This is a genomic window from Alteromonas sp. Mac1 (assembly GCF_001562125.1).
Lineage (GTDB): Bacteria > Pseudomonadota > Gammaproteobacteria > Enterobacterales > Alteromonadaceae > Alteromonas > Alteromonas stellipolaris.
In genome coordinates this window covers 1,939,806-1,958,525 of the sequence record NZ_CP013932.1, presented here as the reverse complement: position 1 = coordinate 1,958,525, position 18,720 = coordinate 1,939,806, and the positions used below count along the sequence as shown (strand labels likewise).

General features: G+C 44.6%; 12 protein-coding genes. 5 read left to right on the top strand and 7 right to left on the bottom strand.

What is annotated here, in order from left to right:
* Positions 1–79: 79 nt before the first annotated feature.
* The 6 genes from recN to AV939_RS08215 form a co-directional block, all read right to left on the bottom strand.
* Complete coding sequence (gene recN, locus AV939_RS08240; protein WP_057792764.1) at positions 80–1,765, bottom strand: DNA repair protein RecN; 1,686 nt, start codon at positions 1,763–1,765, stop codon at positions 80–82.
* Between the two features lie 96 nt (positions 1,766–1,861).
* On the bottom strand, positions 1,862–2,737 hold the full coding sequence (nadK, locus tag AV939_RS08235; RefSeq protein ID WP_057792762.1) for an NAD(+) kinase: 876 nt from the start codon (positions 2,735–2,737) through the stop codon (positions 1,862–1,864).
* Positions 2,738–2,816: 79 nt separating this feature from the next.
* Positions 2,817–3,584: a 3-hydroxybutyrate dehydrogenase gene (locus tag AV939_RS08230; protein ID WP_061997519.1), complete on the bottom strand. Its 768-nt coding sequence runs from the start codon at positions 3,582–3,584 to the stop codon at positions 2,817–2,819.
* Positions 3,577–4,635: an extracellular catalytic domain type 2 short-chain-length polyhydroxyalkanoate depolymerase gene (locus AV939_RS08225; RefSeq protein ID WP_061997518.1), complete on the bottom strand. Its 1,059-nt coding sequence runs from the start codon at positions 4,633–4,635 to the stop codon at positions 3,577–3,579. The genes AV939_RS08230 and AV939_RS08225 overlap by 8 nt, the downstream gene beginning before the upstream one ends.
* Before the next feature lie 72 nt (positions 4,636–4,707).
* Positions 4,708–6,045 (bottom strand): E22 family MetX-like putative esterase, encoded by a 1,338-nt coding sequence (locus tag AV939_RS08220; protein ID WP_061997517.1) that lies wholly within the window; start codon positions 6,043–6,045, stop codon positions 4,708–4,710.
* 12 nt (positions 6,046–6,057) lie between these two features.
* Positions 6,058–7,353, bottom strand: coding sequence for a GntP family permease (locus AV939_RS08215; RefSeq protein WP_061998186.1), 1,296 nt, complete (start codon positions 7,351–7,353; stop codon positions 6,058–6,060).
* Positions 7,354–7,626: 273 nt separating this feature from the next.
* Between AV939_RS08215 and AV939_RS08210 the strand changes: the two genes are divergently transcribed.
* Together AV939_RS08210 and AV939_RS08205 are read left to right on the top strand one after the other, a co-directional pair.
* A complete protein-coding gene (locus tag AV939_RS08210) occupies positions 7,627–9,930 on the top strand; it encodes a TonB-dependent receptor (RefSeq protein ID WP_061997516.1) in 2,304 nt (767 codons plus the stop codon).
* A 311-nt stretch (positions 9,931–10,241) separates the two neighbouring features.
* A complete protein-coding gene (locus tag AV939_RS08205) occupies positions 10,242–10,880 on the top strand; it encodes a response regulator (RefSeq protein ID WP_057792751.1) in 639 nt (212 codons plus the stop codon).
* Positions 10,881–10,887: 7 nt separating this feature from the next.
* Here AV939_RS08205 and AV939_RS08200 read toward each other — a convergent pair whose 3' ends face one another.
* Positions 10,888–14,373, bottom strand: coding sequence for a hybrid sensor histidine kinase/response regulator (locus AV939_RS08200; RefSeq protein WP_061997515.1), 3,486 nt, complete (start codon positions 14,371–14,373; stop codon positions 10,888–10,890).
* 239 nt (positions 14,374–14,612) lie between these two features.
* Here AV939_RS08200 and grpE point away from each other — a divergent pair, with 239 nt between their 5' ends.
* From grpE to dnaJ, 3 genes are all read left to right on the top strand, one after another.
* Complete coding sequence (gene grpE, locus AV939_RS08195) at positions 14,613–15,233, top strand: nucleotide exchange factor GrpE (protein WP_061997514.1); 621 nt, start codon at positions 14,613–14,615, stop codon at positions 15,231–15,233.
* A gap of 117 nt (positions 15,234–15,350) precedes the next feature.
* On the top strand, positions 15,351–17,285 hold the full coding sequence (gene dnaK, locus AV939_RS08190) for a molecular chaperone DnaK (protein WP_057792745.1): 1,935 nt from the start codon (positions 15,351–15,353) through the stop codon (positions 17,283–17,285).
* Between the two features lie 180 nt (positions 17,286–17,465).
* Positions 17,466–18,599: a molecular chaperone DnaJ gene (gene dnaJ, locus AV939_RS08185; RefSeq protein ID WP_061997513.1), complete on the top strand. Its 1,134-nt coding sequence runs from the start codon at positions 17,466–17,468 to the stop codon at positions 18,597–18,599.
* The last annotated feature ends 121 nt before the right edge of the window (positions 18,600–18,720 follow it).

Here is an 18,720-nt window from a genome sequence, read left to right as displayed (position 1 = left end):
CAGCATAAAGGCGGGTGGGGTGCGTTAATGTAAGCACGAAGGCATGCTACATCGACAAGTATGACCAATCAACTGCATTTTAGTTCGATTGCGCGCTTTTCAATAACTCTTTTGCGTTAGCAAGCGCCGATTTGGTTACTTTGTCGCCAGCCAATAAGCGAGCTAATTCATCCACTCTATCTTGTTTCGTTAGCGCCAACATTTGAGTTTCAGTACTTTCACCGTCGGTTAGCTTGGTAACAAAGAGCTGGTTATGCGCTTGAGCAGCAACCTGAGGTAAATGGGTAACACACATAACTTGTACCTGCTTGCCTAAGCGGCGAAGTAATCCGCCTACGATTGATGCGGTAGGACCGCTAATTCCGGTATCTACTTCATCGAAAATCATAGTAGGCGTAGCATGGTTATCACTGGCAATAACTTGAATGGCTAATCCTATTCTAGAAAGCTCACCGCCAGATACGACTTTATCAAGTTTGTCGGCTGCTTGGCCCGGGTTTGTGGATACTTTAATTTCTACCGTATCTTGGCCTAAGGCTGATGGCTTTTTAAACTCATCGTAGTTTACCTCAATGGCTACCTTCGCATGGGGCATGTTCATCTGATGGATTTGTATTTCAATTTCACTTGCCAAATAGTTTGCTGCTTTTACTCTGTATTCTGATAACACTTTAGTTTCGTTTAAATATTGCGCTTTAAGCTCATCTACTTCATCTTCTAACGTGGTTAACAAAGACTCTTGATCGCCCAACGAAGCAAACTCCCTGGCTAGGGTTTGGTGATGTGCAAATAATTCCTCCGGCATAACACTATGCTTACGGGCTAAGTCCATTGCTTTTGCATAGCGCGCTTCTACTTGTTGTAAACGAAGTGGGTCTATTTCTAAATCATCACAATAATGGCGCAATTCTCCCGCCGCCTCTTCAACTTGAATAGCAGCTTCGTTTAACAAAACAAGAATTGGGCTCAAGCTGGCATCATGGGATTCAAGCTCACCCAAACGGTCTATGCTATTTTGCAATATAGACAGTGCATTGCCTTCGTCACTTTCGTACAAGTGATAAAAGCTAGTTTGTGCCTGCTCTAAAAGGCTTTGTCCGTTGCTTAGGCGCTTATGCTCAGTTTCAAGCTCTGAAAACTCACCGTCTTCTAAGGCAAATTCGTCTAACTCTCTAACCTGATAAGTAAGCAGCTGTAATCTGTCTTCACGCTGCTGAGCTTGCGCTTGCAGTTCGCTAAGCATTTTTTGCTTTTCACGCCATAAGGCATAGTGCTGTTTTACATTTGAGAGGCTGTCTTTGTGGTTGCCTACAGTATCAACAAGCTGACGTTGATAATCTTCTTTTAAAAGCTGGAGGTGCGTATTCTGGCCATGTATGGCAAGTAGGTGCTGACCTAAACCTTTCAATTGCTGTAGTGAAGCGGGAATACCATTAATAAAGGCTTTTGAGCGGCCTTCTTTTGAAATGACTCTGCGAATGAAACAGCTGTTTTCATCCTCGTCTGAGGTAAGTTCGTGTTCATCGAGATAGCGCTTTGCCTTGGTATTTGTGGCCAATGCGAAATGAGCAATGATTTCTGCTTTAGGCGCGGTGCTTCTTACGGCGTTGGCATCAGCTCGCTCGCCTAAGCATAAGCTCAAAGCGTCAATGGCAATAGACTTACCGGCACCGGTTTCCCCAGTGATGGCAGTGAGCCCCTTTTCAAGATTAACTGAAAGTTGCTTAACCACTGCAAAGTTACTAATAGAAAGATGCGCTAACATAACTATACTCGATGTTTATACAGTACGTGTAAATATATACAGTATTTTGCACATGTAAAGAGGTTGGATAAAATTAATTATCATCCTCTACTTTTATTAGTAAAGCTTACTACCCCAGCCCAATTTTTTGCGCAGTACATTGAAGTAGCTGTAACCCTTTGGATGCACCAAATAAAGTTTATCTTCACTTTTATTAATGCGTATTTCGTCGCCCGGAAGTACGGGCAGTACAATGTGGCTGTCGCAGCTTATTTGTAGTGAGTCGCTGTTAACCTTCGATACCTTCATCGATACTTGGCTGTCGGCATCGACAACAATTGGCCTGCTACTTAATGTATGTGGAAACATAGGCACGAGTGTTAGAGCATCAAGCTTGGGCATGATAATAGGTCCACCTGCCGACAGCGAATAGGCGGTAGAGCCAGTCGGGGTTGCCACTATTAGGCCGTCTGAGCGTTGGCTGAACACAAATTGGTCATCAATATAAATTTCGAATTCCATCATGTGGGCAACTTTACCGTGGTGAAGAACCACTTCGTTCACCGCGGAATTGCTACTTTTTAGTTTTTCATGGCGATACACACCCACGTCTAACAAAAAGCGTTTTTCAACGACGCATTCGCCTTCAAAAATAAGATCGAGTTGCTGCACGATTTCATCGGGGTGGATATCGGTTAAAAAACCCAAATTGCCTCGGTTTACCCCTACCACATGGATATCAAAGCGCGCTAATACCCTTGCTGCACCTAGCATACTGCCATCACCGCCTACTACTACGGCAAGGTCGGCTTCTTTACCAATGGTAACTAAGTTGCATGCGCGATGATTATCACTTTCTAATTCTTTTGAAATACTCTCTTCAACCAATAATTCACAGCCTTTTGCGGTGAGGTATTGAGCCAAAAGATTTAAGCTGTCGTGGGTAGCAGCGTGTTGAGGTTTGCCAATTAAAGCAACGGTTTGATAGGACATGTAGTGCTAATGTGTTTTCCTTACTGATGTCAGGACATTAGCACAGATATTTTACGAATGGAAAGCCTTAGCGCAACGTTTATCGGGCAGTCCAGCCGCCATCCAGTACCATAGTTTGGCCGGTGATATTGCGTGCACTATCCGACATTAAAAATGCCGCCGTGTCTGCCAACTCATCTACACTAATAAACTGTTTTTTCGGCATGGGCTCAAGCATTATTTTATTGATCACTTCCTCTTCTGTAAGGTTGTTTTCTTTGGCCTGTGAGGCAATCTGCTTTTCGACCAGTGGTGTTTTAACATAAGCCGGGCAAAGGGTGTTTATGGTGACATCACAGTCGCCGGTTTCAAGGGCGATAGTTTTAGCAAACCCCAGTAGGCCGTGTTTTGCGGCCACGTAAGCCGATTTATAAGGGGAGGCCACTAGGGAGTGAATTGAACCAATGTTGATAATTCGGCCAAAGTTTTGCTCGCGCATGCCAGGTAAAAACGCTTGGGTTAAAAGCGCGGGGCCAACCAGCATAATATTAATTAATTGCTGCCATTTTTCGCTTGGGAAGTCTTCAATACGTGAGACATGCTGAATGCCGGCATTGTTAATCAACACATCTACTTTTTGCCCCTCGAGCAAGTCGGGTAAAGCCGCCACTTGCTTAGCATTGCACACATCAACCTCAGTAGCACTGGCACTGCCACCTTCTTTTAGAATATCGCTCGCAGCGTGCTGTGCAGCTTGCTCGTTAATATCGGCAATAATCACATGATGCCCTGTATTCGACATTGCTTGTGCTATACCAAAGCCAATACCGCTAGCACCACCAGTTATAAATACAGTTCGCTTAGTCATTATTTGCCGTTCCTGTATTCATCGTTGTTTTATTGGCAGCGCCTGCATTTATGCCTTTAATCATATTAGTAACAGCAGAAATCTGCGAACCTTTTCTATTTGCATAGTCATCAGAAGAATATCCCCACCAATCCCAGCAACCTTGGGGGTTTAATGGCATAAATAACGATTTTTTAGTTTGCGGATACAACACAACGATATTGTTATTATCGGCCCAACGGTTGATACCGGTTTTTGTTACATAACTATCGCCTACGGCTTCGGCATATTGATTACATCCATGAAAGCTTATGTGTAAGCTGCAGGGCTCACCTTCTGCACAGTTTTCGGGTACAAAAACAAAACCCTTATCTGCCAAGGTTTCGCCATCGCTGCCTGAAAGCTTTTGCTGAGAAATAGTGTAAACCTTGCCTGAAATTGTGTCGTCGGGGGCAGTTAAGTTGGGTAACAGGTGATTTAGCATATTGCCCGCTGCATCGTAGTTACAGTTACCAATAAAAGGGCTTTCTGAAACGCTGCAATTACTGGCTTCATCTAAAGTAGGGAAGTGATGTGCTGCGCTCTGGTCGTTCACGTACACTATATTTTGAGTGTCTGTCCAATTTTGGTATTGGCGGTACAATAAATTGCTGGCTTGTGCGGTTACACGTTTGTCGTTAGTGCCGTGAAATAACCATACTTTTGCATCTTTAAGGCCTGTTAAAGGCGCTATGGTGCCTTCGCTTGCATAATCTACGGCAACGCTTGAAAGCACATCTAGATTAATTGGCGTATCTACCTTATTTACGCATTGGTTTAACGCAGTGGTAATATCATTCTGCGCACAATAATAAGGCCCTGCAGCAATGATGCCTGCGCCTTTTACCCAATCACTGTGTGCTATATGAAATTGCGTGGCCATGTATCCGCCAGAGGAAAGGCCCGATACGGTAACCTGCTCTACATCAAGGTTCAGCTCGGGGAGGCCATTGGCTGCATTAGCTGAGTTAGATAACGCTAGGCTACTGTACAAAGCACAAATGCTGGCCAGTATTTTATAAGTTGTTTTCATAACAAGTTCCTACAGTTAAATGCTTAGTTTGCCGCTAAGCATTGCACTTATTTAAACGTTTCATTTTACTATTTATAAATCGCTAGAAAGAAAAGCGGCAATACGCTCGCCTTCGGCTTGCACGTTTACAATCCCTTCAAGGTGTCCGAAGGGGCCATTCAGCGTTTTCAATTCGCTGTTTTTTCCCAATTGCTTAAGTTGATTGTTAGCCGCTTCGGCTAAATAAGGCATAAGTAACAAATCGGTGGATGCCGGCAAGAATAAGGTTTTGGCTTGAATGTGTTTAAGCCCTTCTTCCATATTATTGCCATGACCTGCTACAAACAATTGGCAGGCACGGACTAAATAAAGAAGATGGTTTGCGTCCATTTTTTCAGCTCGTTGACGCGCGCGGCTTTCCAACCATTTCACAATAGAATGCTGAGCGTTAATGTTCTCTAACGGCGCTTGCTCCACGGCGTGATAACCTAGTTTCTTACCTTCTTGGTTAAAATACGTAGGGTACAAGGCATGTTGGGTGATCATCATCAAAGAAGCCACTAACCCTTCAATAGGTTGGTTGTTTTGAGCGTACCTCCCTTGCTGCCAGTTACCATCTAACCGAATAGGCATCGCCCAGTGCGATAGAGCTGCGGTTGTCCACGCATCGCTTTCACCCGTGCCAATAACCGATATTATCCTTGGCACCCAGTCGGGGTAAGCACTGGCCCAATCGATAGCCTGCATCGACCCCATAGAAGGGCCAACCACAGCATGCAGTTTCTGAACGCCCAAGCTTTCAAGTAGCGCCTTTTGCACGTTAACGAAGTCGCGGATTGTCACTACGGGAAATTCTAGCCCCCAAGGCTTACCAGTTTCTGGGTTGATAGTCGCTGGGCCGGTAGTAATAACGTTTTCATCATAAGCGTTTAAATTCACCAAACTGTCTACACTCACAACGTAATAGATATCGGTATCGATGGCTTTGCCAGAGCCAATTAACGCATCCCAGTAGCCTATGTTGGGGCTTGTCTTTTCCTCATTTTCTTCATATACACCCGCCGCATGGGATGTGCCCGAAAAATGGTGAGTAATAAGGATAACGTTGCTTTTATCTGCATTTAAATGTCCGTAGGCTTCCCAACCCACTTTCAGGTTATTAATGGTTTTGCCACCAAATGTGGTGAAGCTTTCTATTGAGAACGTTTCTTTCTTAGTAATCAGCGTTGGTTGAGTTGTTTCTATGTCAGTTGGACCAAAATTATTTTTATCTACTGCGCTTGTATCAGCACTATTTGCCCCATTAGTTGTGGCGATAGACTTCACTGATTCAGTTGATGCTGAATTGGCAGAGTTAGCACTGCACGCTGTTGTAGTAATTAACGGCAACGCCAGCAAAGTACAATATAAAAAAGCTATTTTTAGTTTCATGGAAATCCTTGTCTAAAACACGCTAAATAAGCCAATGGCAAGGGCTAGCCCTACAACCGGTACGACTACCGTCAGTGCTGCGACTGCACCGTAGGCTGCCTTATGAGTTTCATGGCATATGGCGCGAATTGTGGTGACAACATACCCGTTATGAGGCAGTGAATCTAGCGCACCTGAAGAGATAGAAACAATACGGTGTAATTGTTCTGGTTGCACACCTTGGTCGAGATAATGTGGTGCAAGTAGTGGCAGCGCAATGGCCTGCCCGCCAGATGCCGAGCCGGTTAAGCCTGCGATTACACTAATCGCAATAGCAGCGCCAATTAATTCGTTGCCAGGGATTTGCGTCATTAACGTTACCGTTTGCTGAAATGCCTCGGTGTTTTTGGCGATTGAACCAAACCCTACAACTGCCGCGGTATTGCCAATGGCTACCAGCGCGCCGGTTGTGCCGGTGTTAATCGCCGCTTGTAAATTGTGAAAGTGGGCATGATTTATTATAAGCAAGGTAAGCACACCGCCCCCTAAGGCTACAATAAGCGCAAGTTGTGCTAGTGCTTCGTGTAAAAAGAAGGAAATACACAGCACCACAAGCAATGGAATAATGCCGGTAAGTGGGTGAGGGTAGTCACGTTCGCGTATTTCAGGGTCGGTAATACGCGCTTCAAATGCTTCGCCATTGGCTATCGCTTTGCGGATCATTTTCGCCAACCACCAGTAGCCAAGCACTGCCATGAAAATAGCAACCACTAAGCTTACTTCCCATGCAGCAAATGGCGAGGTGCCTAAATACTTAATGGGGATCCAATTTTGGATTTCTGGCGAGCCGGCAGAGGTCATGGTAAAGGTGACCGAGCCGAATGCCATGGCGGCGGGTATGAAACGGCGAGGCAAATTCGCATCTTTAAATAAGCTTACTGCCATAGGATAAACCGAGAAGGCGACAACAAAAACGCTCACGCCCCCGTAAGTTAAAATAGCGGAAGCAAGCACGACTGCTAACACAGCTTGTTTGTAACCAATACGTTGTATTATCCAACGAGAGACGGAATCGGCTGCGCCACTGTCTTCCATGAATTTGCCAAATAAAGCACCAAGCAAAAACATAAAAAACCATGCGGCAATAAAGCCTGAAAACCCACTCATGTAGGTTTCCACAAAATTTATATCACCAATAAAAACAGACATGCCGTTGGTTAACGCCACAACCAGTGCACACAAGGGGGCTGCAATGAAAAGGTTCATTCCCCGAATGGTTAACACAATTAATAATACGAGTCCGCCTACCAGACCAATCATACTTAACATCATTATTTTTCCTTAAAAATCTGTGACCGCAGATTCTCCAGAACAGTTAAGCTTATGTTTATATTGCGTTTATGTAGCTGTAAGTCATGGCTTTTTATATCAATAAATGATTGGTGAAGTCATGTCCTAGGGCTAAAGTGTGGCGGTAGTGGCGCTAAATTCCCATAGTACGATGGTACTACATACGGCAAGGGCAAAATTACCTAGAGTAAAGTTCGACCGCAGGCATTACATCCGACAGTAACGATAATTTAGAACTAAAAAGGACACATTATGTCACTCACTACACACATGCAGCGTTACCCTCGCTCTATCTGTGCAGCTGCTGTTGCGAGCGCACTGTTAATTTCACCTTCCACCTCTGCTCAAGACGCAGATGCTGACAATATTAACGAGAAGGGCAAACTGGAACGTATTGAAGTTACCGCACGAAAAACCGTTGAATCGTTGCAGGAAACCCCTGTGGCTATCACCTCTATTGGGGCTGTTGAATTAGCCGAAAAGGGCATTAGCGTACTCACTGAAGTTCAGCAGTTTTCACCTAACACTACATTGCAAACCAGCCGTGGCACGAACTCTACCTTAACTGCGTTTATTCGTGGTTTAGGTCAGCAAGATCCGCTTTGGGGATACGAGCCTGGTGTAGGGATTTACGTTGACGATGTTTACATAGCTCGCCCACAAGGTGCGGTACTCGATTTATTAGATGTTCAGCGCATAGAGGTACTACGAGGGCCGCAGGGTACACTTTATGGCAAAAATACTATTGGTGGGGCAGTTAAGTATGTCACCAAAGAAATGTCAGGGGAAACCCAGTTAAACGTGCAAGCTACCCTTGGTAGTTATAGCCAGCGGGATCTAAAAGTCACTGGGCAAATTCCATTAGTAGAAGATACTGTGTATTTGGGCTTAGGCTACGCAAACTTAAACCGCGATGGTTTTGGTGAATATTTAGTTAGCGCATTAGACGGCCAAGACAAAGAAAACTACAACAAAGATTTATGGGCAGCGCGCCTTACGCTAGAAGTACACGCTAGTGATGATTTATTTTTCCGTTTCGGCTGGGATAAAACCGAAGATACCTCGAATGCAAAAGGTGGTTATCGTCTTATCCCCAGCATTTTAACCGACGCGCCAGTGCCTGATTCAAAGTTCGATTCGTACACCAGTTTACCTACTTGGAATAAAGTAGAACTTGAAGGGTATAACTGGCTAGCTCGCTATAACGTAAGTGATAATTTAGAACTTAAATACATAGGTTCACACCGCGAGAGTTACTCGCCCACGAATATTGATTTTGATAATACGGCATTGCCAATTTTTGATGTTCCTGCCGAGTATGACGACAGCAACGACACCCATGAATTACAACTAAATTACACAGGAAATAGCTACTCGCTAGTATCTGGCTTATATCTTTATGACGGTGAGTCATGCGGAAACTTTGACGCTGTTTTAGGTGTATTGGGTGTGGCGCTAGGCGCTTCTGGCTTAACCCGAGAAGTAAGCGGCTGTAATAACTCAGAAAGTTGGGCAGCTTATGCGCAGTTTAATTACGATATCAACGACAAGCTTTCTCTCTCACTCGGTGCCCGCTACACAGACGAAGAAAAATCGGCAACAGTAAATAACGGCTTAATCTTCGCGAATGTTTACCCTTATACAGATTGGTTCGATGGGTATGTTCGCCCAGATGGTGACTTAGTTCCGCAGGTGCTGGGCACTGACAGCGATGGTGATGGAGTATTTGAAGGAGCTGCAGTGGAAAGTTGGTCGCGTTTCACGCCGCGGGTGGGCGTGGAATACCAAATGAGCCGCGATACCCTATTTTTTGCGAGTTATTCGCAAGGCTTCAAATCGGGCACCTTCAATCCACGCGCTACGGTAAACGAGCCAGGGGTTGAACCAGAAGTCGTTGATAGCTACGAAGTGGGCATGAAAAGCGATTTGAATGATGCATTGCGATTAAATGTGACATTATTCTCGTACGATCATTCAGACCGACAATATATTGGTATCGAAGGTGACTTAAGCGACCCAACTGCACTTGATCAAAGGCTACGTAACGCTGCCGAAACGGCGGCCAAAGGTGCTGAAGTAGAAATGACATGGGTAGCTTCTGATAACTTGCAATTTGATGTGGCTTACGGGTATATCGATTTTGAAATTAAGAAAAACAACGCAATACCCCCACTTATTGGTTTGGCTAGCACACCTGAAAATACGTTGAATATTGGCGCAAATTATCTACTAGAAACCGGCTTTGGTGATATTACGTTTAATGCCAATTACTATTATCGTGATGACTACCTACTATTTGAAACCAGCGATCTTATTGAGCAAGATGCTTATGGCATGGTGAACTTAAGTGCGCGTTGGGAGAGTGTAGAAGGCGACTGGTATGCTGGCCTTCATATGAAAAATCTTACCGATGAAGAATATTTGGTGGGTGGGTATGATTTTGTTACCCGAGACGAAGACGGTAACTTTGGGCCGGGCCTAGGCGGTGATACCACGTTAATTGGCTATTATGGTGACCCACGTACGATTCACGTTACGCTAGGTTATCGTTTTTAAACTTAGTAAGTCGTCAGAACTTACGATAACTCGCGCACTTGGCTAGAGAAATAGTAAGTGTAATAGCTAGCGCAATCGCTAGATATACGAAAAATACAAATTAGCGGTACCAAATAGCGGTACCAAATAGTGATACCAAATAGTGATAGGAGAAAGCCGGAATGAGAGTTTCGGCTTCTTTTGTTGGTGTCTAAATTTATCTGGATAGTATGTTTCCACGCAATATAAACACCTTTTAATACTAGGTATTTGTAACTATCGTGTTATTATTAATTTAACATTGTTGTTACAATTGTGCGGCAGATAACAAAATGAAAATACGCGTGCTTATTGCAGATGATCATCCCTTATTTCGAGCGGCCATGTGCCAAGCCCTCAGTGACATTGTAGGGCCCAATATACTGCAAGCATCTACGCTAAATGAAACCCTCTGTCAGCTTGACGCTAACCCAGATATTGATTTGGTATTTTTGGATGTAAAAATGCCGGGCAATGACGGCTTGATAGGGTTGTCTGAGGTACGAGCGCGTTACCCTGATGTCTTAGTGGTCATGGTGACAGCCATTGAAGAGGCTAACCTTATTCGTAAGGCGCTTTCTTTAGGTGCGTGCGGTTTTATTCCTAAATCGGCATCCATAGAGTGCATAGCGGAGGCAGTCGAACGTGTACTAGACGGCGAACAATGGCTTCCTGAATCGGCAGCGAACCTCACCAATGATGAGACTGACACTGACGATTTTAGCGGTAAATTAGCGATGCTCACACCTCACCAATTGAAAGTGCTTCGGATGGTGGCGGATGGATTGCTTAATAAGCAAATTGCCTACGAACTGGATATTTCTGAGTCTACCGTGAAACAGCACGTTTCAGCGGTATTAAGAAAATTGAATGTTATTAATCGTACAAAAGCAGGTATTGCTTTCAAACATGCTATGGCTGTGCACGAATAGCCCTAAACTAATCATTAAGCTTCAATTCATTTTTTAATAAGCGCTTAAGGGCTAATGGTTTAACAGGCTTGGGTAAATAATAAAGCCCTATGTCGCTGGCAGCCTCTCTGATACCCTCACTTCGATTCGCCGTAATTAAAGCCCCTGATACTTTGCGTCCCCACTTACCTTGAAGTTGAGTAACAGCTTGTGTACCGGTTTCACCAGCATCTAAATGATAGTCGACAAGAAGCAAATCTGGTGGGGTAGGGCACGCTTGTATCGAATCTGTGATATTAGTGGCAATTAGCACTGTAGCGCCCCAATCTGAAAGTAATGCCTCCATAGCTTGGGCTATTTGTGCATCATTTTCTATCAGTAGTATTCGCCTGCCAGATAAGAAAGGCTTGCTAATCGGTACATGTGGTGTCGCTGGGCTAGGGCTTATGGCGACACTGACTGTGTTTGGTTGAGGCTCTGCCGTTTCGGTATGTGCAACGCTTGTGCTTCTCACCTGCAAGTTCCCGCTATTAGTTGAAGTTTCAACGCAGGGCACAGATACACTAAATTTACTGCCTTTGTTTACCGTCGATACCAGCGAAATAGGGTGATGTAGTAACCGGCCCACACGCTCTACAATGGTTAACCCTAACCCCAAACCTTGAGCGTTTTGTTTTTCATCTAATTGATGGAATTCGTTGAAAATTTCACTTTGTTGGTGGTTGGGAATACCAGTTCCTGTGTCGTACACACAAATATCAATTAGCGGTGAGGCAGGTTCTAAGTGCTGCTGGGGGCCTGATTGTGAGTACTTGCGCCTTGCACCAACTAGCACTTTACCAGCTGTGGTGTAGCGTATCGCATTCGATAATAAGTTTTGCACGATACGTCGTAACAAGTTTTTATCGGAATGGATAACAAGTCGGGTGGGGACATAGCGCAAGGTTAAACCTTTAGATGCGGCTATGACTTTGAACTCTTGCACTAGGGACGCTAGCATGTCATCTAGTGTAAAGTCGCTTTTTTGCGGAGTAAGCTTACCCGACTCTAACTTGGTCATATCGAGTAACATGGTTAGCAGGCTTTCTGCGCTATTTAGTGAACTTACGACCCCTTTTGAAAGCGTGGCCAATTCGCCACCTTTGGTTTTTTGGGCCAGCATGGCGGCAAATAAGGTGGCAGCATTAAAAGGCTGCATAAGATCGTGCCCCGCTGCGGCTAAAAACTTCGTTTTACTTTCGTTTGCCTTGTCGGCTTCCAGTTTGGCGTGTTGTAGCTCTTCAGTGCGAGCAGCTACGCGGTGTTCTAAGTCGGATTTAGCACGCTCAAGGGCATCTTGAATGGCAATGTATTCTGTTATGTCACTATAGGTAGTTACATATCCGCCACCAGGTAAGGGAGAGCCATTTAGCTCAATCACTTTTCCATCGGGCTGCTTACGGACGTACTTATACCGGCTGCCTTCTTTCATATAAACAATACGTTTATTGATTTCTTCGTTACTCATAACGGCGTTACCGAATAGCCCTCGCTGAGCGTTGTAAGCAAGAATACTTTCAATCGACATACCGGTTTTAAGGAATGACCGTGGGTAATTGAACATTTCAATATATCGCTCATTCCACGCTAATAACTGCAGCTTTTCATCTAATACGCTAATGCCTTGTTCAATATTTTGTACCGACGATTGCAGTACTTCATGATTAAACTGAAAAGATTGTGATGCTTCTTCCACCCAATCTACCAGTTCAGGCAAGGTCTCGTTTTTAGTTTCAGTAATAGCGCCTAGCAATATGCGGGCACTTGGGGTACCTACTTGAGCGCTAAGCAATTTTTCTGTGCGCTGCAGTAGGGTATGGTTAGCGTAACCAGAATTAGCATTAGCATCGGAGATACTCACAGACAATTGATTTACTAACGTCTGGTGAACACTGGGGTCGAGTACACGCTGGGTTAACGCCGTTAAATCTTTAATGCGAATGGCAAAAGCAGGTGATGCAGGCGTTTCCTGTTCAATGCCATGAAGCGGGCGCTTAAAAGTAATGTAAGAAACCACAATGAAGGTAACGCAGTTCGCTAACAATGAATAAGCGAACCCCATTCCAAGTTCGGCATCAGAAGGTGGGCTATAAAAATAATAGCTCGACATTATGCTGGGGTATAGCAAATACACTACCCAAAAACTAAAGCCAGCTAGCAGCGCCCATACGGCGGCAGATTTAGTGCTTCGTTGCCAATATATACCGAACATAAGTACAGGCAAGCACTGGCCTAATAAGGCAATGGCAATAATACCGCTTTTTACTAATGGCGCCGATTGGCTAACATTTAAGTGATACCAAAGTGCCACCGATAACACCACCAATACGGTAAGGCGGCGAATAGTTAAAATTTTACTGGGCTGCAGGGTGTGATTAGGTTCGGCGCGCAAACGCAGCTTTAACCACAACGGAGTAACTAAGTTGTTGGCTATCATGATGCCAAGGGCAAGCGTTGCCACAATAACCATGCTGGTGGTCGCCGACAAACCCCCAATAAAAGCGATGATAGAAACAGACATATTTTCTGCGTACAAAGGAAGAGCCAATACATACGCATCGGAATTGATGCTTTGTGGCAGTAACACTTTACCCGCCAATGCCAGAGGAATAAGAAAAACCGTCATACCCAATAAGTACAAGGGAAATAGCCAACGTGCAGTGCGAAGCTCTCCTTCGCCGTTTAATTCAACGAAATTCATGTGAAATTGACGCGGTAATACAAACATAGAGCACACACCTAAAAGCACGTGGGATAAATATACCCATGGTGCCCTGTCGGCATAAATAACACCGCGAGCAGCGTCGCTGCTAGCGGCTTGCGTGACTAAATCAAGCACGCCATCAAACAAGTAAAAACAAACAAATATACCTACCACCCATAAAGCGACAAGCTTCACCACCGATTCGAACGCAATACTAAGCAATAAACCTGGGTGTTTGTCGGTAAGGTTGAGAGTGCGTGTACCAAATACAATGGCAAAAATAGCCATTAGCCCCGCTACATATAAACTCACGTTTTGCGTTGAATGCTGAGTATCGGGCGTAATGAGGTTAATGCTTTTTGTGATGGCGTCTAACTGCAAGGCAATGTAAGGAATAACACCAATAAAGCATAACAAGGTGACTAACGCGGCAATAAGGTGTGAATGCTGATATTTAAGGCCAATTAAGTCGGCCAATGAGCTGATATTGTGTTGCTGACACAATCGGCTTATGTGCAATACCACAGGAAAGGCGAATGCCATGGTAAGAATAATACCCATATAGGTAGGTATAACCGCCCAGCCATATTCAGCGGCTTGCGATGTCGTGCCAAAGAACGCCCAGGAGGTGCAGTGAACCCCTAACCCCAAGCTATATAAAATTGGGTGTTGTTGATTATCACGTAGCCGTTTATCGCCCCAGAAGGCAATGGCAAATAATGCGAGCAAATAAAGGGCTACTACCGTTCCTACGGTCCAAATACTGAGCATCAAGATTCTCTTATACAATACCTGTCAAAGTTAACATGTTTTTTACAATGAGTGGGTGTGTAGCTCGCATTTATTGATCTATTAAAAAAAACTTAAAAACAAACCATAAAAATAGTGTGGTTACCCTTGAAGGCGGTTAAAGCAGCCCCATAATTAATCCCAACACAGACATTGCCTATGATTGAGTACGAGTCATTCATGGGTTTATGCAGTATAGACATTAACGTTTGGAGGAAAGCATGAGCGATAACCGCGACGTGCAGGCAGAGCAAGAAGTTTCTGGCGTAGACGAAACCGTACAAGATGCTGAAGTGATACAAGAAGAGCAATCTTCACCAGAAGCTGAATCAGATGCAACACAGCGCATCTATGAGCTAGAAACAGCACTTTCAGAAGCACAGGCAACCATTAAAGAACAGCAAGATAGCGTATTACGTGCCCGTGCTGATGTGGAAAACGCCCGTCGCCGAGCTGAAATGGAAGTAGAAAAAGCACGTAAATTTGCATTAGAGCGTTTTGCGGGCGAGCTTCTTCCTGTTGTTGATAACCTTGAGCGCGCTATCGAATTAACCGATGGCGAAAACGAAGCGGTTAAGCCGTTGCTTGAAGGTGTGGAAATGACACACAAAAGTTTCTTAAGCACTATTGAGAAATTTGGATTGAGCCTTATTGATCCGCAGGGTGAAACCTTTAACCCTGACTTGCACCAAGCTATGTCGATGCAAGAAAGTGCAGACCACGCGCCGAATACGGTAATGGCGGTTATGCAGAAAGGGTATCAAATTAATGGCCGTTTGTTGCGCCCAGCCATGGTTATGGTTTCGAGAGCGCCTAGCGGTGGTGTAGATACGCAAGCGTAAATACGTATTGCGGCTTAAATTACACAAAAATGTCAGTTTTTTTACTGACAACTATTGAAAATAGTGCGGAATAACCCCACTAAAATTGTAGATTAAATAAATTTTTGGAGACACGTAATGGGTAGAATCATTGGTATCGATTTAGGTACAACGAATTCATGTGTCGCAGTGCTAGACGGCGACAAACCTCGCGTACTTGAAAACGCGGAAGGCGATCGTACAACGCCATCAATCATTGCTTACACAAACGACGGCGAAACTTTAGTAGGTCAATCTGCTAAGCGCCAAGCGGTAACAAATCCTGAAAACACGCTTTTCGCGATTAAACGCTTAATTGGTCGTCGTTTTCAAGATAAAGAAGTACAACGCGATATCGACATCATGCCTTACAAAATTGTAGGTGCAGACAACGGTGATGCATGGGTAGAAGCGAAAGGCGAGAAAATGGCGCCTCCTCAAGTTTCTGCTGAAGTACTTAAGAAAATGAAGAAAACCGCTGAAGATTATCTTGGCGAAGAAGTAACTGGCGCAGTAATTACTGTTCCTGCTTACTTTAACGACTCACAGCGTCAAGCAACGAAAGATGCGGGTCGTATTGCTGGTCTAGAAGTTAAACGTATTATCAACGAGCCAACTGCGGCTGCGTTAGCGTACGGTATGGACAAAAAGCAAGGCGATAACGTTGTTGCGGTATACGATCTTGGTGGTGGTACATTCGATATCTCTATCATCGAAATTGATGAAGTAGACGGCGAGCACACGTTTGAAGTACTAGCAACTAATGGTGATACTCACCTTGGTGGTGAAGATTTCGATAATCGTGTTATTAACTACCTTGTTGACGAATTCAAGAAAGATCAAGGCATCGACTTACGTAAAGATCCGCTTGCTATGCAGCGTCTTAAAGAAGCCGGTGAGAAAGCGAAAATTGAGCTTTCTTCTTCACAGCAAACTGAAGTTAACTTGCCATACATCACAGCAGACGGTTCAGGTCCTAAGCACTTAGCGATTAAACTAACCCGTGCAAAACTTGAGTCTTTGGTTGAAGAGCTTGTTAAAAACACGCTTAACCCGCTTAAGCAAGCATTGGCAGACTCTGATTTATCAGTAGGCGATATCAACGATATTATCTTGGTTGGTGGTCAGACACGTATGCCACTGGTACAGAAGCTAGTTACTGAATTCTTCGGTAAAGAGCCACGTAAAGACGTTAACCCTGATGAAGCCGTAGCCGTTGGTGCAGCAATTCAAGGTGGTGTACTTTCTGGTGACGTTAAAGACGTACTACTTCTTGACGTAACTCCACTGTCTCTTGGTATCGAAACCATGGGCGGTGTGATGACAGCACTTATTGAGAAGAACACGACTATTCCAACGAAGAAGTCGCAAACTTTCTCTACTGCTGAAGACAACCAATCTGCGGTAACAGTACACGTACTACAGGGTGAGCGTAAGCAATCTAGCGGTAACAAATCACTAGGTCAGTTCAACCTTGAAGGTATTCGTCCTGCTTCTCGTGGTACCCCTCAAATCGAAGTAACCTTCGACTTAGATGCGGATGGTATCCTACATGTGTCTGCGAAAGATAAAGACACAGGTAAAGAGCAGAAGATTACAATCAAAGCGTCTTCAGGCTTAAGCGATGAAGAAGTCGAGAAGATGGTTGCTGATGCAGAAGCGAATAAAGAGTCTGATGCTAAGTTTGAAGAGCTAATTCAAGCTCGAAACCAAGCTGACGGCATGATTCACGCTACTCGCAAGCAGCTTGAAGAAGTTGGTGATGCACTAAGTGCAGAAGATAAAGCGCCAATCGAAGAAGCTGTTAGCGCGCTTGAAACAGCGGTTAAAGGCGAAGATAAAGCAGACATCGAAGCGAAAACGCAAGAATTAATTCAAGCGTCTAGCAAGTTGATGGAAGCGGCTCAAGCACAGCAAGCAGGTGCGGCCGGTGAAGCAGGCGCCGAAGGTGCAGAGCAACAAGCATCTGGCCAAGCTGATGATGACGTTGTTGACGCTGAGTTTGAAGAAGTCAAAGACGAAGATAAAAAGTAAGCAAGCTGTTGCGATAAGCTCAACGTAAGTTGAGCTGACTTTGGCAGTTAAGGCGCATCAGGTTCACTTGTTGCGCCTTTGTCGTGTAATAAAACACGATAAACAAATGTAGTTTCACAAGGGCGAAAATGTGCTCGAACAACGTGCTTGTGATAATAATAGGTAGGATAAGTAAACACTATGTCGAAACGTGACTACTACGAAGTGCTTGGGGTAGATAAAGGCGCTGGCGAACGCGAAATTAAAAAAGCGTATAAAAAGCTAGCGATGAAATATCACCCAGACCGCACGCAGGGCGATAAAGCCCTTGAAGTTAAATTCAAGGAAATCCAGGAAGCCTACGAAGTATTAAACGATGCGCAAAAGCGTGCCGCTTACGATCAGTATGGCCACGCTGGTGTAGATCCTAATCGCGGTGGCGCTGGCTTTGGTGGTGGTGGCGACTTCGGTGATATCTTTGGCGATGTATTTGGTGATATTTTCGGCGGCGGTGCTCGCGGCGGTCGTCAATCACGTGCTCGTCAAGGCTCAGACCTTCGCTACAACCTAGAGTTATCGCTTGAAGAAGCGGTACGTGGCAAAAGCGTAGATATTCGCGTGCCTACACTGGTTGAATGTGAAGTGTGTGACGGTTCTGGTGCGAAGAAAGGCTCAACGCCTAAAACGTGTCCAACCTGTCATGGTAACGGTCAGGTGCAAATGCGCCAAGGCTTCTTTGCGGTTCAACAAACTTGCCCAACCTGTTCAGGTAAAGGCAAGATTATTGAAGATCCATGTAACAGCTGTCATGGCCATGGTCGTAAAGAAAAAACCAAAACCCTTAATGTCAAGATTCCATCAGGTGTTGATACCGGCGATCGTATTCGTTTATCTGGCGAAGGCGAAGCGGGAGAGAATGGTGCACCGGCAGGTGACTTGTATGTTCAAGTACATGTGCGTGATCATAAAATCTTCCAGCGTGACGGTAACAACTTGTACTGTGAAGTGCCATTAAGTTTCACTACAGCAGCCCTAGGTGGTGAGTTAGAAGTACCTACGCTAGATGGCAAAGTGAAACTTAAGATTAGCCCTGAAACCCAAACAGGACGTATGTTCCGTTTACGCGGTAAAGGCGTTAAATCGGTTCGAAGCGGCGCAGTTGGCGATTTGATGTGTAAAGTTGTGGTGGAAACACCGGTTAGCTTGTCATCACGTCAAAAGGAATTGCTACAAGAGCTAGAAGAATCGATGGGCAAAGCATCAAGTAAACACAGTCCAAAAGCACAAGGCTTCTTTGACGGTGTGAAAAAGTTTTTCGATGATTTAACTAACTAAATCGTATCAAAATTATAAAGCCCTCATATGAGGGCTTTTTTTTGCCTAAAATAAAGAAAAAACACAAAATTTACAGGTTAAAACCTTGCGCAAAAGGTGGGTATTCGTCAGGATAGAAAAC